This is a genomic window from Arthrobacter sp. 05T423 (assembly GCF_056396245.1).
The window spans coordinates 1-24,382 of the sequence record NZ_JBFTLC010000048.1 but is presented as its reverse complement, the minus strand read 5'-3'; the positions used below and the strand labels follow the sequence as shown (position 1 = coordinate 24,382).

Below are 24,382 nucleotides of genomic sequence, written 5' to 3'. Positions count from 1 at the left end.
TCACACCCTGTCCACGGTGCGGAGCAAGGGTTACGGCGGTCATAGCGTGGGGGAAACGCCCGGTCCCATTCCGAACCCGGAAGCTAAGACCCACAGCGCCGATGGTACTGCACCCGGGAGGGTGTGGGAGAGTAGGTCACCGCCGGACACTATTTACGGCTCGGGCCCCGACGATGAACGTCGGGGCCTGACCCTTTTAAGCTGCTCTTTTAGCACACCTGGTTTTAACGCGCCTGGTCTAAAACGCTCGATCACGTCCTGCAGGTTTTTCCCCGACCCTCCATCACGTCCTGCAGCCTTTTCTCGGACGCTCCCGCAGTCCCCCCGGGGGTGAGGAAGGGTCGGGGGAGGCGGCAGGATCTGATAGGGCATCGGGTGTGTGGCGGCAGGATCTGATAGAGCGTCATGTTTGGGGCCGGTAGAGTTGGTAGCCATGGAAAACCTCTTCAGCCACGCCGCCGGTAGCCAAGTTCCCGAGCCAGCAGACAGCCTGGACCCCGTCATCTGCACGGTGGTGGTCCCCGGGCCCGTGTCCCGGGCCTTCATGGGCTTCACCGACCACACACATCTTTGGTGGCCCATGGACACCAACAGCGTCTACGGGCCCGGCTCCTACGTGGAGTTCGAGGAGAACCTGATTCTGGAGAGCTCCGATGACGGCCGGGGCGCCACGTGGGGAACCATCGACGATTGGCAGCCTCCGCTGTCCTTCCACGCATCCTGGTACCCCGGCAGTACCGCGTTGTGGTCCACCGAGCTGCGCGTCGTGTTCCGCGGCGTGGAGGAAGGCACCGAGGTTCGGGTGGTCCACGACGGCTGGGAAGGTGCCGAGGATCCGGCCGGCACCCGTGCCGCCTGGGAGAAGGACTGGCCGGAAGTTCTGGGCCGGTACGCAAGGTTCATGGGCGGCGCTGCAGACTAGTGCCGCTCTAGGACGGGGGGACCGCGGTGCTCCGCCGGACCACAAACCGCGTCGGATATTCGGTGTTCACAACAGCCCGGCCCGTTCCGCCGTCGAATCCCTCCAGCAGCAGGCGCACTGCCAGCGCCCCCTGGCCGCGCGGATCCTGATCGAACGTGGTCAGTCCGAACAATTCACCCAGTTCGTGTCCGTCCATGCCGATGACTGACAGGTCTTCGGGCACCCGCAGCCCAAAGTCCCGGGCCGCCACGATGGTCCCGATGGCCATCTCGTCTGAGGCCGCAAAGACTGCTGTTGGCCGTTCTGCGGTTCCACCCAAAAGGTCGCGTGCCACGGCATAGGCCCCTTCAATGGTGAAGTCGGCGCTGACATCCCAAGAAGGCAGCAGCGGGAGACCTGCGTCCGTCATCGCCTTCCCATAGCCGGCACGGCGGGAGTGCGGGATCTTGAAGTCCGGCTCGTTCAGCGAGTCGCCGGTCATGTGCGCAATTCGGCGGTGTCCGAGCCGGATCAGGTGGTTCACCGCCGACTCTGCCAGGCTGTGGTCGTCGATGCGTATGGTCGACGCTCCGGGCAGCGGTCCACCGATGCCCACGAGCGGCCGGTGGATGGCCAGCATCTGGCCGATCTCCTCCTCCGTCAGCGCCAGCGCCACCGCAATGACCGCATCCACTCGTTTGCGCAGCAGGAAGTCCTGGAGAATGCTGCGCCGCCGGACTGCGCCCTCCGTGATGTTGTACAGTGTCAGGTCATAACCGGCGTCGAGGAGGGCCGCTGAGACACCTTCTACCACCGAGGAGAAATACCAGCGGCGGACGGTGGGCACAACCAGGCCTATATTGCGGGTCCGGCCGGAGGCGAGGCTGGATGCCTGGTACGAGGGCACGAAGCCCAGCTCGGCAGCGGCTGACCGGGCACGTTCGCGGCTGGCCGCCGACACATTGCCTTTGCCGCTCAAGGCGCGCGAAACAGTGGCTATGGATAGACCCGCCCGTTCCGCAACGTCCTTGATGCCGGCCACGTATTAGCTCTCCGCGCCCTCTACTGGGATCCGCAGCCAGATGGTTTCCGCGGAGCCCAGAGCATGCTGCGGGTCGTCCTCGCCGTAGCCGGTGGGGGACGAACTGCGGAGTACGACCTCGCCGTCCGGCAGTTCCAGCGGGGCACGGCCCATGTTCATGACCACCAGAATGTCGCCGTTCAGGAACGCCAGGGATGAGCCGGTGCACCATTCCTCCGCCCACGCGAGGGAACCGCGTCCAAGGTCCAGTTCACGGCGCAGATTGAGCATGCGACGGTACAGGTTCAAGTGCGACGACGGGTCCGCGGCCTGTGCGTCCCGCGCCAGTTTTGCAAAGCTCTCGGGCTGGGGGAGCCAGGGCGCGTCGCCATCGCCGAAGCCGCTGTTGCGCTCGGACGCTTTCCAGGGCAGCGGAACCCGGCAGCCGTCGCGTCCCAGCCGGGCGCCGCCTGTCCGCGCGAACGTCGGGTCCTGCCGCTGGTGGTCTGGGATATCGATGCCGTCAGGCAGTCCGAGTTCCTCGCCTTGGTACAGGTAGGCACCCCCGGGGAGCCCGAGCATGAACAAGGATGCCGCCGCTGCCCGGGTCCTGCCCAGTTCCTCGTCCGGCTGGGGGTCGTGGAGGCCGATGCCGTCCCCGTCCCGTGGCCCGGACCAGTCGTACCCGAAGCGCGTGGCGTGCCGGACGACGTCGTGGTTGGACAGTACCCAGGTGCTGGGTGCGCCCACGGCATCGAGGGACATCAGGGACTCCGTGACAATGTGGCGCAGGCGGAGGAGGTCCAGCCCCGCGTGGAGGTAGGGAAAATTGAAGGCCTGGTGCATTTCGTCGGGCCGGACCCAGTGGGCCAGCCGCGGCAGGGGGTCTACGTTGGCTTCCGCGCAAAGGATGCGGTCCGGACCGTACTCCTCAAGTATCCGGCGCCACGCACGGTAGATGTCGTGCAGGGCGGGCTGGCCGAACATCGGTGCCTCGTGTCCGGGGAAACCGTCGGAGCTGCTGCCGTCCGCACGCCCGCCCCAGGCGGGAAGGCCGTGGGCTTTGACCAGTGCATGGGCGACGTCCACGCGGAACCCGGAGACGCCCCGGTCCAGCCAGAAGCGCAGGATGCGCTCGAACTCGTCATGCACGGCCTGGTTGTCCCAGTTGAAATCCGGCTGCGATGAATCGAAGAGGTGCAGATACCACTGGCCCGGAGCGCCGTCAGGTTCGGTGATGCGGGTCCAGGCGGAGCCGCCGAAGTGCGATTCCCAGTTGTTGGGCGGTTCGTTGCCGTCGGCACCCTGGCCGTCGCGGAAGATGAACCTGTCCCGTTCGGGGCTGCCCGGGCCGGCAGCCAGTGCCGCCTGGAAATCCCGGTGCTGGTCCGAACAGTGGTTCGGGACCAGGTCCACGATGACGCGCAGGCCCAGCCGGTTCGCCTCGGCCACCATGCCATCGAAGTCCCCGAGGGAGCCGAAGATCGGGTCGACGTCGCAGTAGTCGCTGACGTCGTACCCCGCGTCGCGCTGCGGCGAACGGTAAAAGGGCGAGAGCCAGACGGCGTCCACGTCAAGCTCAGCAAGCTGCGGCATCTCGGCGGTGATCCCGGCGAGGTCACCGATTCCGTCGCCGTTCAGGTCGCGGAAGGAGCGCGGGTAGACCTGGTAAATGACGGCAGACCGCCACCAGCCGTGCGCGTTGTCCGGGGCATGGACGGGCGTGAGGGCGCCGGCGAGCGGTGACGCTGAGTGCAGAAACGAGTCAACAGACATTGCGTCATACTATGGGCGGTAACCCGCAAATGAAAGCGCTTACACCCACAATGACATTGACAGTTGGCGTCAACACTTGCGTCCGCGGTGTCATCGGGAGCACGGATTTGGAAACGCTTCCAACATAGAAGTAGACGTAGACGTAGGCGGCGGAGCTCGTCCCCAAGCGGAGCCACAGCACGGCAGTCGCCGAACCAACCACAACTAGACTGAAGCGAAGGAACTGAACGGGAGACCCATGAGCATCGCCGACGAACTGACATCAATCCTGGGGCAGCGGAAAGTGCTCCGGGACGCGGCCGCACTCGCTGCGTACGCGGTGGACCAGGCGCCCGTGGTGGACTACCGGCTGCCGGCAGCCGTGGTTTTGGCGGAGTCTGTCGACGACGTCCAGGCCACCGTCAAAGCCTGTGCTGCCCGGAACGTGCCGCTGGTGCCTCGCGGCGCCGGGACCGGGGTCTCGGGAGGCGCCCATGCCAGCGACGGGTGCGTTGTCCTCGGCCTGGAACGGATGAACCGCATCCTGGAGCTCAACGCGGACGACGAGACCGCCGTCGTCGAACCCGGCGTCATCAACGCCGGCCTGAACGACGCCGCCGCGGCGCACGGCCTTATGTTCGCTCCGGACCCGGCCAGCTTCAGGATGTCCACCATAGGCGGCAACGTGGCCACCAACGCCGGCGGCCTGCGGTGTGCCAAGTACGGTGTGACGCGGGATTCGGTGCTGGCCCTGGACGTGGTCCTCGCGGACGGCTCGCTGCTGCACACGGGGCACCAGACGTTCAAAGGCGTGGCCGGCTACGACCTGACCGGGCTGTTCGTGGGCTCGGAGGGCACGCTGGGGATCGTTGTCGGCGCGACAGTCCGGCTGAAGTACCTGCCCCGGGAGGTGCACACCATCGCCGCGTTCTACCCTGACTTCCGGCAGGCGGCGGCCGGTGTGCTCGCCGTCGGCAAGGCCCGCGTGCAGCCGGCCATCATGGAACTGCTCGACGGCGGCTCGCTGGCCCAGCTGGATGAGCTGCACGGCTCCGATCTCGCGTCACGGGGCGCCTCGCTGCTCCTGGTCCAGACCGACGGCTTCGGGGCGGCGGCGGAGGCCGACGTCGTTCGCGAAGTCCTGGCGGCCGGCGGTGCCGTTGTGACTACCGAGGCCAGTGCGGAGGCGGAGCAGCTGGTGGAACTGCGGCGCAACAGCAGGGGCGTCGAGGTGGATGACCAGTACCGCGTGGGCGAGGACGTTGCGGTGCCCCGGTCCAGGCTGGTGGACTACGTGGCGGCCCTCGAAGCGCTGGCCGAAGTCCACGATGTCAGGCTCAAGGTGGTGGCGCATGCCGGGGACGGCAACCTGCATCCCACGTTCTGGATTGACCGGGTAAACGACAAGGTGGACGCCGGCGCGATGCGCCGGCTGAACGCAGCACTCGACGCGTCCATCGTGGCCGCCCTGGACATGGGCGGAACCATCACGGGCGAGCACGGCGTAGGGCAGTACAAACTGCGCTGGCTGGGCCTGGAACAGCCCGAGCCGCTGCGGGAGTTGCAGCGCCGGGTCAAGGAACTGTTCGATCCCGCCGGGATCCTGAATCCCGGCAAGGCGATCTAGGGCAAAGGAACCAAAGCAGAGCCAAAGCCCGCCCCGAAAGCTCAGTCGTCGGCGTCGGGATATTCGTCGTCGGCCTCATCGGCGCCGTACCTTGACTCCTCGGTTTCCACGGCGAGGATCTTCAGCAGTTCCGTGTCCGGGTTCAGCATGATGGCGGCCTCGTCGCGGCGGTGCCGCAGGATGGAGTCGATGTAGGACTGGACGGCCTCGGCCAGGGGGATGTGCCGTTCCTGCTTTTCGGACATGTACCAGCGGTGCTCCAGCACCTCGTGCACCGCTTCGGCCGGTTCGAGCTTTCCGGAGAGGTCGCGGGGGATGGAACGCACGATCGGCTCGAAGATCTGGCTCACCCACAGGTGCGCGCTGTATTCCTCGTCCATCCCGGGGTTGTTGTCGGCCCGGAAGGTGTCCATGTCGTTGAGTAGGCGGCGGGCCTGGTTCTCCTGGGCGTCGAGTCCGGTGAGGCGCAGCAGACGGCGCATGTGGTGGCCGGCGTCCACCACCTTCGGCTGCAGCTGGATGGTGGAGCCGTTCTGGGTGGTCTTGATGGCGTACTCTTCGACGTCGAAGCCGAGCTCGTTGAGCCGGCGGATGCGGGCGCCCACACGCCAGCGTTCGCCGAGTTCGAAGGATTCCTTGGCCGTCAGCTCGGTCCACAGCCGCCGGTAGCTTTCCATGATGAGTTCGCTGGTGGCCACGGGGTCCACCTTCTCCTCGATCAGGCCGCCGTCGAGGAGGTCCATGAGCTCACCGGCGATGTTGACCCGGGCGATCTCGAGGTCGTACTCGCGCTGGCCGGTGGAGAGGTCCGGGTAAAGTTCGCCGGTTTCGGCGTCCACCAGGTAGGCGGCGAAGGCGCCGGCGTCCCGGCGGAACAGGGTGTTGGAGAGCGAGACGTCGCCCCAGTAGAAGCCGATGAGGTGCAGCCGGACCATCAGCAGCGCCTGGGCGTCGATGAGCCGGGTGAGCGTGTCCTTGCGCAGCATCTGTGAGAAGAGCGCGCGGTACGGCATGGAGAATTTGAGGTGGCGGGTCACGAGGACCGGGTTCAGGGGGCGGCCGTCCGGGGTGGTGCGGCCGGTGATGACGGCGACGGGCTCCACACAGGGCACGTCCAGCCGCGCGAGCTTGCGCAGCATGTGGTACTCGTGGCGGGCCACGTGCTCGGACGTTTCCTTGATGGCGATGACGGAGCCGCCGAGGTGCGCAAACCGGACGATGTGCCGGGAGATACCGCGGGGGAGAGCGGCCAGGTGTTCCGCCGGCCAGTCCTCGAGCGCGATGTGCCAGGGCAGGTCGAGGAGTTCGGGGTCGGCGGCTGCGGCCGTGATGTTGAGGTTGCTTGCGACCGAGGCTGCCTTGTCGTCGTTGGCGCTGGCCGCTTCGAACCGCGGCAGCTTGCCGATCTGCCCGTAGTCGGTGGGTTCATCGTGCCACTGCGCGTTGTGTTCCTCGGTCATGGGTCAATTCTTCCGTATTTTGCGGGGGGCGCCTAAAGGGGCCGCGGTTAACGCCCGACGGCGGCCCTTCCGGTTTAGGGGAGGGCCGCCGTCGGGTTCATGGGGTGCCGTTGGGGATTAGTCGCCCAGGCGCTCGCCGGTCTTGGTGTCGAACAGGTGCACGTGGCCGGACTGCGGACGGACCCAGAGGGACTCGCCCTTCATCGGGGGGCGGCGGCCGTCGACGCGGGCCACGATGTCGTGGGTCTTGCCGTCCAGCGTGGTGTGGCCGTAGACGTAAGCGTCGGCACCGAGCTCTTCGACGACGTCCACCTCAACCTGGATGCCTTCGCCCTGGGCTGCGGTCTCGAGGTCCTCGGGCCGGCTGCCCAGGGTGACCGTCTGGCCGTGAGCCTCTTCAAGGACGTTGCGCGGCACGGGGTAAACGGTGCCGCCGAACTGGACGCCGCCGTCGACCACGGGAAGTTCCAGCAGGTTCATGGCGGGGGAGCCGATGAAGCCAGCCACGAAGACGTTCTTGGGGCGGTCGTACAGGTTGCGGGGGGTGTCCACCTGCATAAGCAGGCCGTCCTTGAGCACCGCGACGCGGTCGCCCATGGTCATGGCTTCGACCTGGTCGTGGGTCACGTAAACGGTGGTGACGCCCAGGCGGCGGGTGAGGGAGGCAATCTGGGTACGGGTCTGGACGCGGAGCTTGGCATCCAGGTTGGAGAGCGGCTCGTCCATGAGGAAGACCTGCGGGTTACGCACGATGGCGCGGCCCATGGCAACACGCTGGCGCTGACCGCCGGAGAGTGCCTTCGGCTTGCGGTCGAGGTACTGCTCAAGGTCCAGGAGTTTTGCGGCTTCGCGGACCCGTTCAGCGCGCTCTTCCTTGCTGACGCCGGCGATCTTGAGGGCGAAGCCCATGTTGTCCGCCACCGTCATGTGCGGGTACAGCGCGTAGTTCTGGAAGACCATCGCGATGTCGCGGTCCTTCGGCGGAACGTCGGTGACATCGCGGTCGCCAATAAGGATCCGGCCGGCGTTGACGTCCTCAAGGCCTGCGAGCATGCGCAGGGAGGTGGACTTACCGCAACCGGAGGGTCCAACGAGGACCAGGAACTCGCCGTCGGCGATTTCGATGTTGAGCTTGTCAACAGCGGGCTTTTCAGTGCCCGGGTACAGACGCGTAGCGTTGTCAAAAGTAACTGTTGCCACAGTTATCAATCCCTTCACCGGCAGGTACGTGCCGGACGATCCGTAGTGAATGGTTCATGTAATTCAGTTGTGTCCTACATGATGACTCCCCGGCCGGGGCCGAGGAGCATCGAGTGACGCCGCACGGTTCCTGTGCGCCACATCACAAAGAAGAGTATGTCAGATTTATCGCGAATCGGACAAAATGTTACGGACGTCACAGGTGAGATGCCGCACAGGGGCCGCGGCGGCCCGGCGTGGGGATCCCGCCGTCTATGCGGGAGCGACGGCCTTGCGGCGCTCCCGCAGCAGCGCCTCGAGGAGTTCGGCGATGTGCACCGGGGCCTCAACCCGGAACTTAGCCTGGGTGAAGTCGAGGCCCACTTTCACGCCGACGTCGTGCTGCCCCAGGCGGGCCAGGGCGTCCTCGTCGGTGGTGTCGTCGCCGGCGAAGAGCACGCCCGTGGCTCCGGTGGCCTGGCGCAGGAAGTCGACGCCCTCACCCTTGGACGCGTGCACCACGGATGTTTCCAGGACACGCTTGCCGTTCTTGAGGTAGACGCCCGGCCGGTCCTGGAGCGCGGCGCGGGCGGCCGCGACGGCGTCCTCTGCAACGTCGTCCGCCGCAAGCCGCGTGTGCAGCACAACGCCGGCGGGCTTTTCCTCCAGGACGGTGCCGGGAGCCAGTTCCGCGATCTCCGTCAGGACGCCCCTGACCTCCTCGAGCAGTGACAGCTGCTCGGGGTCGAGGGTCAGCGGCGCAGAGCCCGGACCCAGCCACGCCTCGGCGCCGTGGCTTCCAATCAGCAGGGTCTCCTCCGGCGGGGAGGCGACCGCACGCAAACTGTCCAATGCCCTCCCGGAAATGAGTGCCGTCGTCGTACGCGGCAGGGAACTCAGCTCGGCGAAGGCGGCGGCCGAGCGGGGGAGCGGACGCGCGTCCCCGGCGTGGTCCACGATGGGGGAAATGGTGCCGTCGAAGTCCATGGCCACCAGCAGGTGGTCCGTGCCGGCGATGCGGCGCACGGCCGCCAGCAGTTCGGGGGACAGCGTCAGCCGGGTGCTGCCGGCCTCTTCGGTGTGCTCGGCCTCAGGAGTCATCTCGGATTACCTTCTCGTTGAGGGCGTTCAGGAAGTCGGCGGACCAGTGGTCGACGTCGTGGTCCAGGATCTGCTTGCGCATGGAACGCATGCGCCGGGCCGCTTCCTTGGGGGGCATCCTGACCGCCCGCATCACGGCGTCCTTGAGGCCGTCGATGTCGTGCGGGTTCATGAGCAGCGCCTGCTTTAGCTGGTCCGCGGCGCCGGCGAACTCGCTGAGCACCAGGGCGCCGTCGTTATTGGTGCGGGCCGTGACGTACTCCTTGGCGACGAGGTTCATGCCGTCGCGCAGAGCGGTGACCAGCATGACGTCCGCGGCCAGGTAGAGCGCCACCATTTCCTCCACGGGGTAGCTGTGGTGCAGGTAGCGGACGGCTGTGTTTTCGATGGTGTCGTAAGTGCCGTTGATGTGGCCCACGGTGCCTTCGACCTCTTCACGCAGGAGCCGGTACTGTTCCACGCGCTCGCGGCTGGGGCTGGCAACCTGGATCAGCGTCGCGTCGCCCACCTGGAGCTTGCCCTCGTTCAGGAGCTCTTCGTAGGCCTTGAGACGGTGGCCGATGCCCTTCGTATAGTCCAGCCGGTCCACACCCAGCAGGATGGTCTTGGGGTTGCCGAGGTCCTGCCGGATCTGGCGGGCGCGTTCGATGATCTCGGGCTTTTGCGCCAGTTCACTGATGTGCTGGACATCGATGGAAATGGGGAAGGCCTGGGCCCGGGCAATGTGGGTGAGGTCGCCGTCGGCGTCCTTGACGTGGACCTGCTGCTGCTTGACGCTGGCGCCGAGGAAGCGCCGGGCCGATCGCATGAAGTTGCCGGCGTCGCTGCTGCGCTGGAAGCCCACCAGGTCGGCCCCCAGCAGGCCGTCGATGATCGCCTGGCGCCAGGGGAGCTGGGCGAAGATCTCCGGCGGCGGGAAGGGGATGTGGTTGAAGAACCCGATCTTCAGGTCCGGCCGCGCCTGGCGCAGCATCCGCGGCACCAGCTGGAGCTGGTAGTCCTGCACCCAGACAGTTGCGCCCTCAGCGGCAGTACGGACGACGGCGTCGGCGAACCTTCTGTTCACCTTGCGGTAGGCGTCCCACCAGGTTCTGTGGAACTCCGGCGGGGCGATGACATCGTGGTAAAGGGGCCACAGCGTGGCGTTGGAGAACCCTTCGTAGTACAGCTCGACGTCGTCGCTGCTGAGCTGGACCGGGACAAGGTCCATGCCGCCGTGGCTGAACGGCTCCACGGTCTCGTCGGCGGCGCCGTGCCATCCCACCCAGGCGCCGTCCGTCCTGGTCATCATGGGAGCGAGTGCGGTGACCAGGCCTCCTGGTGAGCGCCGCCAGCCGGAGCCGTCATCGCCGGGCTCGCCGGGCGCGCAGCGGTCCACAGGCAGGCGGTTGGAGACCACCATGAAGTCGTACTTGGTGGCGTCCTCCGTGGCGTCCGGGCTGCTGCCGGGCACGGCCGCGCTTTCCGTTTTAGTGTCGGATTTGTCGCTTACGGCTCCGTGCATTGGGGCTCCCTGGGGTTGCTGGTGGCTCTCTTCAACCCTAACGGGCCGGAATCTTCCGGGCTATTCGCCCGTTGGTCAGGCTGAAACGAATACTTGAAAGCGCAAGCTCCGGGTTCTCCCCTAAACTGGGGGAATTGCCCCTGGTGGCCTGCACCTGTCCGTACGACACGAGGAACTAATGAGCCCCGCAAACGAACCCCGCCAGTCCAAAGCAGAACGTACGGCCGAGGCCCGCGAGAAAGCCCGCGAAATCCGGGAAGCGCAGCTCAAGAAGGACAAGCGGAACAAACTGCTCATTGGCTGGGGCATCGTGGTCGCCGTCGTGGCCATCCTTGCCGTCGTCGCGCTCGTGGTGACCACCAGCCTTAAGAACAACGCCCCGGTGGCCGACCAGGGCTCCACCCCGGCCAACGGGAACGTCCACGGCGGCGTCACCCTGCTCAAAGGCACCGAAGTTGCCAAGTCCAGCGCTGCGACCGTAAACGTCGCCGACCTTCCGTCGCCGGCAGCCTCGGCCCCTGCAACCGTCACGGCGCCCGGCGCGGAAGCCGAAAAGGGCAAGCCGGTGAAGGTGGTCCTTTATATCGACTTCATCTGCCCCGTCTGCAAGAACTTCGAGGCGACGTACAACGAGACCCTGACGAAGCTTCGCGACGAAGGCAAGATCACCGTGGAGTACCGGGCCCTGGGCTTCCTGGACAGCCGCTCCAGCACCAACTACTCCTCCCGTGCAGCCAATGCCGCCGCCTGCGTGGTGAATGAATCGCCGGAGAAGTACTCGGACTTCGTGAATGCGCTCTTCGACAAGCAGCCGGCAGAAGGCAGCGCAGGCCTTTCCGATGACGAACTGAAGAAGTTGGCCACGGATGTGGGCGCCAAGAGCATCGATTCCTGCGTCGAGAACAAGACGTACCGTCCCTGGGTGAAATACACCACCCAGGAGGCCGCGGCCATTGGCGTGACCGGTACGCCGACGGTCCTCGTGGACGGCAAGCAGTGGGGCAAGGGCGACAGCGCGCAGACCGAATTCCCCGCCTTCGTCGACGCGGCCATCAAGGCCAAGGCCAAGGCCTAAACGCTCTTCAAGCCCAGCACAGTGGCCCGGCACCCGGATTCTTCCGGGAGCCGGGCCATTGTCCGTTTAACCGCGTGTCCCGTTTTTACGGGCGGGCGGTCATTGGGCTAACCTTATCTAGCGCCGTCTCGGCGCCCGCCCTCACGGGCGCGCCTCCTTAGCTCAGTTGGCCAGAGCACCGCTCTTGTAAAGCGGGGGTCGTCGGTTCGAATCCGACAGGGGGCTCACATTTTGGCTTGGACCCTTGACGGCTGAGTTCCCTCCCACGCACCTGCCGCCAGTTAATGAGTGCCATGGGCACCGCCTGGTACGCCGGTTCATGATTGCGTTCCTGATCGGCCATCTCCTCGCGCCGGGGACCAAGGGCAAAACGCTCACCGAAGCGGCCGCCGGGTACGCGCACAAACGACAGCGTTGCTCGCCCAGGCGCCAACCGCCGCCTGGCCCCCACTTCGGCAGGAGTTTTTGTACAGCTGTCACGACTTCGGGGCGGTTTAGCGCCGAATATCTGGACAAAAAAACGGAAGAAATAAGCAAAGTACGACGCCGGCCGGTCACCTTAAGAGGTGGCCGGCCGGCGCCGTTGTGGTGAGAGCTGCCTGACATGCCGCGACGGCGGTGAACCCGGCTTGGCCCCAAGCAGCACTTCTGTTGCGCCGTCTGGGTCAACTCACACCTGGTCATCGCCAACGAAATGCCCTGGGGCGGCTTCAAGGGCTCCGGCTACGGCCGGGACCTCTCCATCTCGCCCACGCACCTGCGGGGACGGCTGATGGCCGCCATGGGCATCGCCTGGTACGGCAGCTTCATGATCGCCTTCCTGACCGGCCACCTGCTCAACGAATACACCGACCTCAGCTGGCACTTCATCCTGGGCACCAGCACGTTCATCGCCGTGGCCCTGTTCCTGGCCCGGCTCGGCATGCCGGAGTCACCACGCTGGCTCTGGAGCGTGGGCCGCAAAGACGAGGCCCGGGCCCTCGCCTACAAGTACATGCCCGAGGACGCCCTTGACGATGTCCAGCACGAGGACGTCCGCAAGGGCAGCTTCGGGATGCTGTTCTCCAAGGAATACTGGCGTTCCACGCTGTTCATCTCAGGCTTCTGGTTCTGCGCCGTGACACCATACTTCGCGATCGCCACCTTCGCCGACAGCGTCCTGGCACAGTACGGCCTGGCCGGCGGACTTGCCGGCGGTGTCGGGCTCTCCGCCGTCGCCCTGGCCGGGGTCGTGATCACGTTCCTGCTGATCGAAAAGGCCGGCCGACGCATGCTGACCGTCCCGCCGCAGTGGTTGTGCGCCCTCGTCCTCGCGGTTATCGGACTGTGGGCCGGAGCGCCGGCGCCCGTCGTGCTCATCCTCTTCCTGGTTTTCTCGTTCTTCAACGCCGGGTACAACACGTTGACGAACGTCTACCCCGGAGAGGTCCTCCCCACAGAAATCCGGGGCATCGGAACAGGTTTCGCCGCCGCCGTCAGCCGCGTCGGAGCAGGCATCTGTACCTTCCTGCTACCAATGTCCATGCAGGCCCTCGGATCCGGCCCCACCATGCTGATCGCCGCCGGAGTCGCCCTCGCCGGCGCCGCCCTCTCCCAATGGCTCGCCCCGGGAACCAAGGGCAAAACACTCACCGAAGCTGCCGCCGGATATTCACACTAACGGCGGTACGCCCGCGGGAGAGGCCAGTCTTGCGCCGCGGCTAGTCCGCGTCGATCTCCTCCAGCAGGCCCTTGGCGGCCTTGCGGATATCGTCGTGGTCGTGCTGTCCCGCCCGGCTCTCCAGCGAAATGATGGCGCAGCGGTGGACTTTCTTGAGGTCCCCGAAGGGAAAGCTCACGCTGCCCTTGGTGCCCTCGGATTTCTCGCTATCAATGCCGAGGTGCCACTTCGAGAACTCGTCGAAGCCGTGCTTGTCGATGAAGGAGTTCTCGTCGTCCGCTGAGGGCGCATGTTCGCTCCAGTCATCACGGACGTCCCGTTCCACCTTTCCCTTCTTAACGAGGCTGCGTGCGTGCTCCAGTGCCTTGCGGTTCAGTTTCGTAGCCATGGCTGCCTCCGGTTGCTGAGTGGTTCAGATCGGTGAACAGCTCAAGGCTAAGACCGACGACGGCGCCCCGCCAGCCCGCGGTTATGCCTAGTCAGGCTTGTGCCGCCAGTCCGTTGGTGCCGCCAGTTCCTGCTCCTGCCGAGCAGGTCAACGACGCCCTCCAGGAGGTCGCTCAAAACCCGCGAAATTGCTGCAGCCAAGGTCGCCTAACAGGCCGAAATGACCAATTAGTGTCGCGTTGGCCACACTATTCTTGACGCTGCCGCTTTATGACCTAAACTGCTGCACTGAGGTGCCTGAATGGCGCTGTGCAGCAACGAAAGTGAACAACGCTATGGCTACCGATTACGACGCCCCACGCAAGACAGAAGAAGAGACTCCCTCCGAGTCTCTGGAGGCCCTCCAGGCGTCCCGCGGCGGTGGTGCCCAGACCGCCGTTATCGACCTCGACGAGAACGACACCGCCGAGGGCATCGACCTTCCGGGCGCCGATCTTTCCAACGAGGAACTGACGGTCATTGTCGTTCCCGAGCAGTCTGATGAGTTCACCTGCGGCTCCTGCTTCCTGGTCCGTCACCGGTCCCAGGTAGCCAAGGAGAAGAACGGCCTGAAGTACTGCCACGACTGCGAAGGCTAAGACAGCCCCTCCGCGGGGTCCTGCTTTGCCGCAGGGCAGCCTTCATAGCCAGGCAGCGTTAGAGCAAAGCCACGCGAGGCGCCGGTTCCCCATGGGGAGGCCGGCGCCTCGCTTTTTCGTGGCCGCGTTCGTGCCCGCCTTAACGCCTGCTTAGCGGCCGTTATCCGCAGTAACGGAAACATGGAGAAACGGCCACAAACGCCTCTCGACCCCCTTGAAAGGACCACCGGAATTACGGCCCCGTGACCCGCCCGAGGCGAGATTAACGGTTGCGCCCCGAACCGGCCACATCCCTCGTCTGGGGCTTTTGGCGCTCCTACTCTGGAGCTATCCAAACACTCACTCGAAAGGGGTGGCCAAATGAAAAAAATTCCCGCCTGGCTGACAGTCATTCTCCTGGCTGTTGGACTGGGCCTGCTGGCTCCGGGCTCCGCCTCGGCAGCCTCCTACTGCGGGCAGGTGTGGGGCTCGCTGGCGAAGGCAGACAAAACCATGAGCACCGCAGCCGTCACCAACGTCCGCGCCGGGCAGCACTACTGCTTCGACCGCCTCGTGATCGACCTCAAGGGCAAAGCCAAAGGCTACAACGTCCGCTACGTTTCCGAAGTGGCCCAGGAAGGGTCGGGCCAGCCGCTCAAGCTCCGTGGCGGGGCATTCCTGCAGCTCACCATCAACTCGCCGGCCTATGACAATGCCACCGGCAAGGCCACCTTCACTCCGGCCAACCGGTCCGAGGTGACGAACGTGTCCGGGTACCACACGTTCCGGCAGGTGGCGTGGGCTGGCAGCTTCGAGGGCTACACCACCCTTGGCCTGGGCATCCGCGCCCGGCTGCCGTTCAAGGTGTACACGCTGGACGGCCCCGGATCCGGCTCCCGGCTCGTCGTCGACGTCGCGCACTACTGGTGAGATGGCCGCAACAGGGGAGCAGAGCGGCTAATAGGCTGATCAACTACTTAGACGCAGCGATGCCCCGGCTCCCGGAGAGGGAATCGGGGCATCGCTGCTGTGGCAGGGATGTACAGGTGCTACTCGGGAACCACCAGCGCGGGGGTGTCCTGGCGGATGGTGTCACCGCGGAAGTAGCCGGGCCTCAGCCGCGCCATCACCAGCATGACGACGATCCCCAGCGCCAGGATCCCGACGCCGAGCACGAACACGAGCCCCACACCGAAGATCTCTGAACCGCTGCCGAACTCCGGCGCCCAACTGTCCACGGCGGTCTGGATGAAGACGACGGTCAGGACCAGTCCGCCCAGCACGGGAAACAGCAGCCGCATGAAGAAGTTGCGGACGCTGGAGAACAGGCTGTGCCGGAAGTACCACGTGCAGGCGAAGGCGGTGAGGCCGTAGTAGAAGCAGATCATCAGGCCCAGCGCCAGGATGGTGTCGTTGAGGACGTTCTCGCTGACCACCTTCATGACGGCGTAGAAGCCGCCGGAGATCCCGCCCGCGATCAGCGTGGCGAAGCCGGGCGACCCAAAGCGCTTGCTGACCGACGCGAAACGCGGCGGCAGGGCGCCGTAGTGTCCCATTGCCAGCAGGCTGCGTGCCGGGGAGGCCATGGTGGACTGCAGGGACGAGGCGGTGCCGGCGAGCACTGCGAGCGACATCAGGATGGCCAGCGGACCCATTACCGGCGAGGCCAGCGCGGCGAAGACATTTGACTGGTTGTCCGGGTTGTTAAGGCCTATGCCATCGGCGCCAGTGCCTGCCACCATCATGGTGGCCACGATCACGGCGAGGTAGAGGGCCAGGACGGCGACCGCCGTCGTGGTTCCCGCCTTGCCCGCGGTGCCCTTTCCGCCCTTGGTTTCCTCATTCACGGTCAGGCATACGTCCCAGCCCCAGTAGACGAAGACGGCGAGTGACATGCCGGCGGTGAACTGCTCGAAGCTCCCGATCCTGGCGGGGTTGAACCAGTCCCAGCTGAACGCGAGGGACGGACCGGCGTCACCGGATGCTGCGTGCGTGAGCGCCATGACGATGAAGACGCCCAGGACCAGGACCTGGAAACCGACCAGGCTGTACTGCACGAGCTTGGTGGCGTGCAGGCCGCGGTAGCTGACCCAGACGGCGAGAGCCACGAACGTGAGGCAAGTGGCAATATTGACTGCCGTGTTGGAGGTCAAGTCCGCGAGTTCGGGGTTGTTGAACACCTGGGCCAGGAAGAGGTAGAAGAAGTCCACCGCGACGCCTGCCAGGTTGGACAAAACAATGATGTTGGCGGCGAGCAGACCCCAGCCGCCCATCCAGCCGACGAACGGGCCGAATGCCTTTGTCGTCCAGGTGAACGTGGTCCCGCTGTCCGGGGAGTCGGCGTTGAGCTCGCGGTAGGCGAACGCCACGAGGATCATCGGGATGAACGCGATGATAAAAATCGCCGGCAGCTGCACGCCAACGGCACCGACGGCGGGCCCCAGCGAACTGGTGAGGCTGTAGGCCGGGGCCACCGAGGAAATACCCAGGACGACGACGGCCAACAGGCCCAGCTGCCCGCCCTTCAGGCCCTTCCCGGTGATGCCGTGCGTTGCTTCGCCGGCCGGTGAATTCCCGGCGGGCTGGATGCTCTCACGCGTGGTCTGGCTCATGACTGGCCCTTTCTAGATGGCAGCGGGCTGCTGCTGGGTGATGCAGTGAATGCCCCCGCCGCGGGCGAAGAGTTCGCGGGCATCGATGCCCACTACCTTGCGCCCGGGATATGCATCCGCGAGTATGCGGAGTGCCTTCTCGTCGTTGGGGTCGGAGAACGTGCAGGCGATGACTCCGCCGTTGACCACCACATGGTTGATGTAGCTGTAGTCCACGAAGCCCTCCGGATCCGTCAGGGCAACGGGCGCCGGGACCTCGATGATCGACCATTCCCGGCCGGCAGCGTCCGTGGTGGAGGACAGGAAGCCCATGATTTCGCGGCTGACCTCGTAGTCCGGGTGGGCCGGGTTCTGCTGGGAATGGACCAGCAGCGTGCCCGGTGACGGGATGGCGGCAACGATGTCCACGTGCCCGCGCGTCCCGAACCGCTGGGAGTCGCGGGTGAGTCCGCGCGGCAGCCAGATCACCTTTTTGGCGCCGATGGTCCGGGCCAGTTCGGCCTCGACGTTGGCCTTGCTGAGTCCGGGATTGCGGCCCGGGTCCAGCTGCACCGTTTCGGTGACCAGCACGGTGCCCTCGCCGTCCACCTGGATTCCGCCGCCCTCGTTGATCAGCCCGGACACGAGGTGCCGCGCGCTGGACCGGCCCGCCACCTCGGCGGCCACCAGCGAATCCTTGTCCCACTGCGCCCAGTCCTGGGCGCCCCAGCCATTGAAGACCCAGTCCACGGCGCCCAGGGCGCCGTTTCCGTCCAGGACAAACGTGGGGCCGATGTCGCGCATCCACGCGTCGTTCAGTTCCGCTGTCAGCACCTCGACGGCGGGCGACAGGTAGCGGGCGGCGGTCCCGACGTCGGACGGGTCCACCACCATGGTGACCGGCTCAAACTCGACGGCGGCATTGGCGACGGCGGCCCAGACGGAGCGGGCGGCGTGCGCCGCCTCCGTGGTGTCGCCAAGGGTGTAGCCGCCGGTGGGAAAGGCCATCCAGAGGCGCTCGTGGCGCGCGGTTTCGGCTGGCATGCGCCACGTGCTCATGCGTTCACCCCCTCGGTGGTTGAGCTTGGCGCCACGGTGGCTGAGGTTGCCGGAACCCGTGCATCCGGCGTCCCGAACGGCTCCTCCTTGCGGACCGGTTCGGTGAGCCGGGCGTAGGTGTCCGGGCGGCGGGTGGTGAGGAACGGAAACAGCGTCAGCCAGTCCTTGCGCTGGTCCAGGTCGAGGTCGGCCACGAGAACGGCTGACTCGTCCCGCGGCGCCTGGACCAGGATGCGGCCGTAGGGATCCGAGATGAAGGAGGACCCGTAGAAGTTCAGGCTGCCCTCCTGGCCCCAGCGGTTCGGGACCACCATGAACAGGCCGTTGGCGATGCCGTTGCCCACGATGACCTGCTGCCAGAGCGGCTGGGTGTCAAAGTCCGCGAACAGCGGCTCGGAACCGATCGCCGTCGGGTACACCAGCAGTTCGGCGCCGCCGAGGGAGTACATGCGGGCCAGCTCGGGGAACCACTCGTCCCAGCAGGTGGGCATGCCCAGCCGGGCACCGCCAAGCTCTGCCGGTGCGTGGACTTGGTAGGCGTCCTCCGCGGCGGGACCCTGGCGGAAGAACTCGTCCTCGTAGTATCCGGCGGTCACCGGGATGTGCAGCTTGTGGGTGCGGGCCAGGAGTTCGCCGGCCGGGGACACCAGGATGGAGGTGTTCAGTCCCAGCCCGTCATCCGAACCGTCCGGGTTGCCGGCGCGCTGGTAGAGCGAGGCATGGACGGCGATGCCGTTCCGGCGGGCGGCCTCAGCCGCGAAGCGGAAGGTGGGGCCGGTCAGCAGATCCTCGGCTGCGTCGGAGGGGCGCGGCCGGTCCTGGTCCCGCAGTGCCAAGTCATTCTCCGGAACCTGGTCTGCGGGGTAGCGGGAGAGGGTGAGCTCGGGCAGGAACACGACGGTGGCACCGAGCCGGGCGGCCCGGTCGACGCCGTCGTTGAGTTCTGCGCGGAGCGCGGCGGCGTCGCTGTGCCAGCGGTGCTGCACCACGCCGACCCTCAAGGCAGGCCGTCCGGACGGCGCTGTCCGGGCGAGCGAAGCAGGCGCGTTGAGGCGGGTTATTTCGATCATGATGATTTCTCCAGTGAGACGACCGTCACTAAATGAATGACGTTCATTTAGTATGCATGTGGCGCGGGGATGTGGCAAGGGGCATTTGAATGCCGAGCATTTATGACCCCCAAAGTAGTAAGTAAGCTGATCGTGAAATTTGCGCTCCGGCGCTCCCGGTGCCGGGGTCCCTGCGGTAGCGTCGAAACCACTGGACCAATCGAGGAGGATTCATGAAGGCTTCACCGACACTGACCAACAACATGCAGGCCGTCCTGACGGACCTGATCGAACTGCACATCCAGGGCAAGCAGGCGCACTGGAACATCGTTGGAACCAACTTCAGGGATCTGCACCTTCAGCTCGACGAGATCGTCGATGCCGCCCGGGCCTTTGCCGACGACATCGCGGAGCGCATGCGCGCCCTGCACGCCCTGCCGGACGGCCGCAGCGCAACCGTGGCAAAGTCGACCAGCCTTCCCCAGTTCCCGGAGGGTCTTATCAACACCAAGGATGCTATCGACCGGATCGTGGCAGCGCTGGAAGCGGCCGTCGGCACCATGCGCAAGGTCCATGACGAGGTGGATGAGGAAGACCCCACCACTGCGGACCTCCTGCACACCTTCATCGAAAAGCTCGAGCAGTACGCGTGGATGGTTGGCGCCGAGAACATGAAGGCATCGGCCAGCGTCACGCAGCCTGACAGCAAGTAGGCGGCTGGATTACCCGCTGACGGGCTGCCCGGAGAAATTTCTCCCGGGCAGCCCGTTTCTGTTTCGTTGTGCGCGGTTCCGGCTACTTCGCGCACGGGATGCGGCGAAGTACGACGGCGGCCAGCACTGACGCCGCGGCCATTAGTACCAGCGCAATCGCCGCGGTGATATGGACGCCCGAATCAAACGCGGCCCTTGCGGCCGCCGTGAGCCCCTCGGCCAGCGGGGCCGGCAGTGTCCCGGCCAGCTCCATTGCGCCGGACAGGGTCTCCCGGGCCAGGTCCGCCGACGCTGCCGGCACTGTCTGGACGACGCCCTCCGGCAGGGCGAGATGCTGCTGGTACGACGCTGTCAGGATCGATCCCAGGACAGCCGTCCCCAGGAGCGAGCCCACTTCATAGCCCGTTTCCGAAATCGCCGCAGCCGCCCCTGATTTCTCCGCGGGCACGGCTCCCAGAATCAGATCGTTCGAGATGGTCTCGGCCGACCCCACGCCCAGCGCCAGGATGAGGAGGGCGGCCAGCAGCGCCGTGGGGCCGGCGTCGTGATTCCCGAACGCAACAACGCTGTAACCGGCGGCGCTCAGCGCCAGGCCCGCGGCCACCACAAAGCCGGGCGGCACCTTCCGGACCAGCGGGACCACGAGCAGGCCAGCCACCACCGTGGCCGTCAGGGCCGGCAGCATGGCGGTGCCCGACTCCGACGGCGACATGCCTTCGAGCAGCTGCAGGTGCTGGGCCAGGAACAGGATGAAGCCGTTGTAGGAAAACAGCGCCAGGATGTTCGCCGTGATCGCCGTGCTGAACACGCGGTTCCTGAAGAGCGACATGTCCAGCAGCGGGGACGCGAGCGTCTGCTGGCGGCGGATAAACGCGATGCCCATGGCCAGGCCAAACACCAGAACTCCGAACGGCGTCACGCCGGGCCCATGGGTGGCCAGTTCCTTGATGCCGTAGACCACCGGCACCATGGTCAGCATCGACAGCGCCACGCTGGCCAGGTCCACCCGGCCGGGGTTTGGATCGCTGGACTCCGGAATCAGGAAGCGGCCCAGGACGAGCGGCGGCAGCATGATGGGCACGGCCACGAGCAGAACGGCACCCCACCAGAAGTGCTCCACCAGCCAGCCGCCGAAGATGGGCCCCAGCGCCGCGCCGCCGGAGAAGCCCGCGGCCCAGATGGCCACGGCCAGCCGTCGCCTGCCCGGCTCCCGAAAGATGTTGCGGATCAGGGACAGCGTGGACGGCATGAGCATGGCGCCGAAGAATCCGAGTGCCGCGCGGCCGGCGATGAGCCATTCGGCGCTCGGTGCGAACGCGGACGCCGCGGAGACCGCCGCAAAGCCCGAGATGCCGACCATCAGCAGCCGGCGGCGCCCGATCCTGTCGCCCAGGCTGCCCATGGCAACGAGAAGTCCGGCGAGGACCAGGGCGTAGGCGTCCACCACCCACAACAGCTGCACCCCCGAGGGGTCGAGGCTGCGGGCGATCGCGGGAAGGGCGAAGGTCAGCGCAGTGTTGTCCACGGCCACCAGGAGGACGGGGAACATGAGCAGGGCCAGGGCGAACCAGTCGCGCACGCCGCCACCGGTGTCCTGGTTTGCGGAAGTGCGCCCCTGGAGAAGGGCTGAGCGCATGGTCATGAGATAACTATACCGTCCAGACGGTACAGTTATAAACCCTGGGCGGGAAGCGGCATGATGGAAGCCATGCCCAGAAAACCCGTCGCCCGCGGCGCAGTGCTCGATGCGTTTGAATCCCTGCTGATTGAGGTGGGGGAGCGTGCCGCTACCCTTGACGCCGTGGCTGCCCGTGCCGGCGTGTCCAAGGGCGGACTTCTGTACCACTTCCCGAACAAGGAAGCGCTGATCGGCGTACTGCTGGACCGGCTGGATGAGTTCGCGGAGGCGGATGCCCAGGCCATGGCCGCGGCTCCCGAGGGCGCTGCCGCCTACTTCATCAAATCGTCCGTCTGGGCGGACACCCCGCTGGACCGCGTTATTGTCGCCGCGACGAGGCTGGCCGAGGTGGCGCACGAGGAGACCCGGCGCAGGTTCGCCCACATCCAGCAGCGATGGCTCGACGAGATCGCCCGCGACGTCGGACCGGGGCTGGCCAAGGCAGTCCTGTATATGGGTGACGGGCTCTACTTCAACGCGATGCTGTCCATTGGCCCGGCGGCGACGCCGGCCGAGACCGCAGCCGACGTCGGGAGCCTGCTTGCCGCGCTTGGCCGGCTCCGGGGGTAGGCCGGCGTCGGGGTTGGTTCAGGCCCCGCGGCTGTGTCAGCCGGGGGCGCCACAGTTTGCAGACGCGAGGCTGGCGTAGGACAATAGCCTCTGTGACAGTTGTCACCGCTCAATTGAATATGCCTTTGATCTGCGGCGGGAGAGTCCTGCAAGTAGGTACAAGCAGGCGCCGTAGGAGCAAAACCTCCCCAGGAATCTCTCAGGCCCATGTACCGCCGCGGCAAGGCAACTCTGGAAAGCAGCAGGCTGCCGGCTTGAAATGTTCCGCCTCCGGGCGGACGGTTCAGGGCATGCTCTGCTCACCGACGGTGCAAGCGGAGCTGCGCGTAAGCGCGGCAACGCGGAAACTCTCAGGTCCAATACAGAGCGGGGAGGAACCCGAATCACTGTGGCGTACCCTGCGCCGCCTTAGTTATGGAGTTCCTTTTGACTGTACAATCAGCCTCCGCCTCCTTCGTCGACCGGCATATTGGCGCTCGCCGCCAGGCCGACGTCGAAGCCATGCTCAAGGCCGTTGGCTACGAGACTGTCGATGCACTGGTTGACACGGCAGTGCCGAAAGACATCCGGCAGGACTCGCCGCTGGAGCTCTCCCCGGCCCTGAGTGAAGTCGAAACCCTCGCCGAACTCCGGAAGCTCGCGGCCAAGAACAAGACCGCCGTGCAGATGATCGGCCAGGGCTATTACGACACCGTGACGCCGCCGGTGATCCGCCGCAATGTCCTCGAAGCCCCCGCCTGGTACACCGCCTACACGCCCTACCAGCCGGAGATTTCCCAGGGCCGCCTCGAGGCCCTGCTGAACTTCCAGACCATGGTCCAGGACCTCGTTGGCCTGCCGATCGCCAACGCGTCACTGCTGGATGAAGCAACAGCCGTGGCCGAGGCTGTACTGCTGATGCGCCGGGCCAACAAGAACAAGCAAGCCCACGACGGCAAGACCGTGCTGGACGCGGACTGCCTGCCCCAGACCATCGCCATCGTCAGGGGCCGCGCCGAAGCCCTCGGCTTCGAGGTCGAGGTTGCAGACCTTTCCCAGGGCCTGCCCGACGGCGACATCAACGGCGTCGTCCTCCAGCAGCCGGGCGTTTCGGGCCGGGTGTGGGACCAGTCCGGCGTGATCGCCGCCGCCAAGGAACGCGGTGCGCTGGTCACCGTGGCGGCTGACCTGCTGGCACTGACGCTCATCACCCCTCCCGGCGAGCAGGGCGCGGACATCGCCGTCGGTTCCGCGCAGCGTTTCGGCGTGCCGCTGTTTTACGGCGGCCCCCACGCCGCGTACATGGCAGTGCAGAAGGGTCTTGAACGCTCCCTGCCCGGCCGCCTCGTGGGCGTCTCCAAGGACAACGCCGGCGTTCCGGCCTACCGCCTGGCGCTGCAGACCCGGGAGCAGCACATCCGCCGCGAGAAGGCCACGTCCAACATCTGCACCGCACAGGCGCTGCTCGCCATCGTGTCGTCCTTCTACGCCGTCTACCACGGCCCGGAGGGACTGAAGGCGATCGCCGAAACCGCCCACGGCCACGCCAGGACCCTGGCGGCATCGCTCAAGGCTGCCGGGCTGGACGTCCTGCACACCAGCTTCTTCGATACCTTGACGGTTTCCGTGCCGGGCAAGGCTGCCGGCATCATCGCCGCCGCCGAGGAGAAGGGCATCAATCTCCGCACCATCGACGTTGACACCGTCGGCATCTCCGCCGATGAAACGACGACCCCGGCCATCGTGGCTGACGTTCTCACCCTCTTTGGTGCCAAGTCTGTGGGGTCCACGGGCGGTTTCGCCCTGGATGCCGCCGTCGAACGTTCCTCCGGCTACCTGCAGCACCCGGTGTTCAACACGCACCGCTCCGAAACCCAGCTGCTGCGCTACATCCGCAAGCTTTCCGACCGTGACCTGGCGCTGGACCGGACCATGATCCCGCTGGGCTCCTGCACCATGAAGCTGAACGCGACGGCCGAGATGGAGGCCATCTCCTGGCCGGAGTTCGCCTCGATCCACCCGTTCGCCCCGGATTCCCAGACCGAGGGCTGGCGCGAACTCATCGATGGTTTGGAAGCGGACCTCGCCGAGATCACCGGCTACGACCAGGTGTCCATCCAGCCCAACGCCGGCTCGCAGGGTGAGCTCGCGGGGCTGCTGGCGATCCGCGGCTACCACCTGTCCCGCGGCGACGACCAGCGCAACGTCTGCCTGATCCCGGCTTCTGCGCACGGCACCAATGCGGCCTCGGCTGTGCTGGCCGGCATGAAGGTGGTCGTCGTGGCCACCGCTGCCGACGGCACGATCGACCACGCCGACCTGTACGCCAAGATCGAGGCGCACAAGGACGTTCTCTCGGCGATCATGATCACCTACCCGTCCACGCACGGGGTGTACGACGCCGACGTCCGCGAGGTCTGCGACGCCATCCACGCGGCCGGCGGCCAAGTCTATGT

The 24,382-nt window shown here is 66.2% G+C and carries 20 protein-coding genes, 1 tRNA gene, 1 rRNA gene and 1 riboswitch; of the genes, 11 read left to right on the top strand and 11 right to left on the bottom strand.

Translation table 11 applies throughout. From position 1 onward, the window contains the following. The first annotated feature begins 31 nt into the window (after positions 1-31). Together rrf and AC1DFE_RS22715 are read left to right on the top strand one after the other, a co-directional pair. Positions 32-148 (top strand): 5S ribosomal RNA (rrf, locus tag AC1DFE_RS22720). Between the two features lie 285 nt (positions 149-433). Continuing rightward, positions 434-922 carry an SRPBCC family protein gene (locus AC1DFE_RS22715; protein ID WP_476908103.1) on the top strand — a complete coding sequence of 163 codons (489 nt, stop codon included), beginning with the start codon at positions 434-436 and terminating at the stop codon, positions 920-922. A 7-nt stretch (positions 923-929) separates the two neighbouring features. On the opposite strand, the gene AC1DFE_RS22710 is transcribed toward AC1DFE_RS22715, so the two are convergent. Both AC1DFE_RS22710 and AC1DFE_RS22705 read right to left on the bottom strand, forming a co-directional pair. Continuing rightward, positions 930-1,943: a LacI family DNA-binding transcriptional regulator gene (locus AC1DFE_RS22710; protein WP_476908102.1), complete on the bottom strand. Its 1,014-nt coding sequence runs from the start codon at positions 1,941-1,943 to the stop codon at positions 930-932. Between the two features lie 3 nt (positions 1,944-1,946). Further along, positions 1,947-3,698, bottom strand: coding sequence for a glycoside hydrolase family 13 protein (locus tag AC1DFE_RS22705; RefSeq protein ID WP_476908101.1), 1,752 nt, complete (start codon positions 3,696-3,698; stop codon positions 1,947-1,949). A gap of 238 nt (positions 3,699-3,936) precedes the next feature. On the opposite strand from AC1DFE_RS22705, the gene AC1DFE_RS22700 reads away from it, so the two are divergent. Further along, a complete protein-coding gene (locus AC1DFE_RS22700) occupies positions 3,937-5,304 on the top strand; it encodes an FAD-binding oxidoreductase (RefSeq protein ID WP_476908100.1) in 1,368 nt (455 codons plus the stop codon). Positions 5,305-5,345: 41 nt separating this feature from the next. On the opposite strand, the gene AC1DFE_RS22695 is transcribed toward AC1DFE_RS22700, so the two are convergent. The 4 genes from AC1DFE_RS22695 to otsA form a co-directional block, all read right to left on the bottom strand. Next, positions 5,346-6,764, bottom strand: coding sequence for a DUF4032 domain-containing protein (locus AC1DFE_RS22695; protein ID WP_476908099.1), 1,419 nt, complete (start codon positions 6,762-6,764; stop codon positions 5,346-5,348). A gap of 117 nt (positions 6,765-6,881) precedes the next feature. Then, on the bottom strand, positions 6,882-7,964 hold the full coding sequence (locus tag AC1DFE_RS22690) for an ABC transporter ATP-binding protein (RefSeq protein WP_236806882.1): 1,083 nt from the start codon (positions 7,962-7,964) through the stop codon (positions 6,882-6,884). A 252-nt stretch (positions 7,965-8,216) separates the two neighbouring features. Next, positions 8,217-9,044 carry a trehalose-phosphatase gene (otsB, locus tag AC1DFE_RS22685; protein WP_476908098.1) on the bottom strand — a complete coding sequence of 276 codons (828 nt, stop codon included), beginning with the start codon at positions 9,042-9,044 and terminating at the stop codon, positions 8,217-8,219. Then, a complete protein-coding gene (otsA, locus tag AC1DFE_RS22680) occupies positions 9,034-10,446 on the bottom strand; it encodes an alpha,alpha-trehalose-phosphate synthase (UDP-forming) (protein ID WP_476908105.1) in 1,413 nt (470 codons plus the stop codon). Before otsA ends, otsB begins: the two co-directional genes overlap by 11 nt. A 280-nt stretch (positions 10,447-10,726) precedes the next feature. On the opposite strand from otsA, the gene AC1DFE_RS22675 reads away from it, so the two are divergent. The 3 genes from AC1DFE_RS22675 to AC1DFE_RS22665 all read left to right on the top strand — a co-directional run bounded on the left by AC1DFE_RS22675 (position 10,727) and on the right by AC1DFE_RS22665 (position 13,283). Continuing rightward, positions 10,727-11,623, top strand: coding sequence for a DsbA family protein (locus AC1DFE_RS22675; RefSeq protein WP_476908097.1), 897 nt, complete (start codon positions 10,727-10,729; stop codon positions 11,621-11,623). 151 nt (positions 11,624-11,774) lie between these two features. Next, a tRNA-Thr gene (locus tag AC1DFE_RS22670) sits at positions 11,775-11,848 on the top strand. 469 nt (positions 11,849-12,317) lie between these two features. After that, the gene (locus tag AC1DFE_RS22665; protein ID WP_476908096.1) at positions 12,318-13,283 is read left to right on the top strand and encodes an MFS transporter; all 966 of its coding nucleotides are present in this window, start codon (positions 12,318-12,320) and stop codon (positions 13,281-13,283) included. A 40-nt stretch (positions 13,284-13,323) separates the two neighbouring features. Here the strand turns inward: AC1DFE_RS22665 and AC1DFE_RS22660 are convergent, their stop codons facing one another. Then, the gene (locus AC1DFE_RS22660) at positions 13,324-13,671 is read right to left on the bottom strand and encodes a hypothetical protein (protein ID WP_476908095.1); all 348 of its coding nucleotides are present in this window, start codon (positions 13,669-13,671) and stop codon (positions 13,324-13,326) included. A gap of 334 nt (positions 13,672-14,005) precedes the next feature. Between AC1DFE_RS22660 and AC1DFE_RS22655 the strand changes: the two genes are divergently transcribed. Together AC1DFE_RS22655 and AC1DFE_RS22650 are read left to right on the top strand one after the other, a co-directional pair. Beyond that, the gene (locus AC1DFE_RS22655; protein ID WP_102973153.1) at positions 14,006-14,308 is read left to right on the top strand and encodes a DUF4193 domain-containing protein; all 303 of its coding nucleotides are present in this window, start codon (positions 14,006-14,008) and stop codon (positions 14,306-14,308) included. A gap of 360 nt (positions 14,309-14,668) precedes the next feature. Continuing rightward, complete coding sequence (locus AC1DFE_RS22650; protein WP_476908094.1) at positions 14,669-15,217, top strand: AMIN-like domain-containing (lipo)protein; 549 nt, start codon at positions 14,669-14,671, stop codon at positions 15,215-15,217. Between the two features lie 119 nt (positions 15,218-15,336). Here the strand turns inward: AC1DFE_RS22650 and AC1DFE_RS22645 are convergent, their stop codons facing one another. The 3 genes from AC1DFE_RS22645 to AC1DFE_RS22635 are packed head-to-tail and all read right to left on the bottom strand — an operon-like array spanning position 15,337 to position 19,007. Next, positions 15,337-16,899, bottom strand: coding sequence for an APC family permease (locus AC1DFE_RS22645; RefSeq protein ID WP_476908093.1), 1,563 nt, complete (start codon positions 16,897-16,899; stop codon positions 15,337-15,339). Between the two features lie 12 nt (positions 16,900-16,911). Then, positions 16,912-17,937 carry an agmatine deiminase family protein gene (locus AC1DFE_RS22640; protein ID WP_476908092.1) on the bottom strand — a complete coding sequence of 342 codons (1,026 nt, stop codon included), beginning with the start codon at positions 17,935-17,937 and terminating at the stop codon, positions 16,912-16,914. Continuing rightward, the gene (locus AC1DFE_RS22635) at positions 17,934-19,007 is read right to left on the bottom strand and encodes a nitrilase-related carbon-nitrogen hydrolase (RefSeq protein WP_476908091.1); all 1,074 of its coding nucleotides are present in this window, start codon (positions 19,005-19,007) and stop codon (positions 17,934-17,936) included. The genes AC1DFE_RS22640 and AC1DFE_RS22635 overlap by 4 nt, the downstream gene beginning before the upstream one ends. A 212-nt stretch (positions 19,008-19,219) precedes the next feature. Between AC1DFE_RS22635 and AC1DFE_RS22630 the strand changes: the two genes are divergently transcribed. Continuing rightward, positions 19,220-19,699 (top strand): Dps family protein, encoded by a 480-nt coding sequence (locus tag AC1DFE_RS22630; protein WP_476908090.1) that lies wholly within the window; start codon positions 19,220-19,222, stop codon positions 19,697-19,699. A gap of 82 nt (positions 19,700-19,781) precedes the next feature. Here the strand turns inward: AC1DFE_RS22630 and AC1DFE_RS22625 are convergent, their stop codons facing one another. Continuing rightward, positions 19,782-21,335 (bottom strand): MFS transporter, encoded by a 1,554-nt coding sequence (locus AC1DFE_RS22625; protein ID WP_476908104.1) that lies wholly within the window; start codon positions 21,333-21,335, stop codon positions 19,782-19,784. Between the two features lie 72 nt (positions 21,336-21,407). Between AC1DFE_RS22625 and AC1DFE_RS22620 the strand changes: the two genes are divergently transcribed. Next, the gene (locus tag AC1DFE_RS22620; protein ID WP_476908089.1) at positions 21,408-21,947 is read left to right on the top strand and encodes a TetR/AcrR family transcriptional regulator; all 540 of its coding nucleotides are present in this window, start codon (positions 21,408-21,410) and stop codon (positions 21,945-21,947) included. A gap of 126 nt (positions 21,948-22,073) precedes the next feature. Next, positions 22,074-22,172, top strand: a riboswitch (glycine riboswitch). 201 nt (positions 22,173-22,373) lie between these two features. Further along, positions 22,374-24,382, top strand: a 2,009-nt coding sequence (gene gcvP / locus AC1DFE_RS22615; protein ID WP_476908088.1) for an aminomethyl-transferring glycine dehydrogenase, incomplete at its 3' end; no start/stop codon positions are given.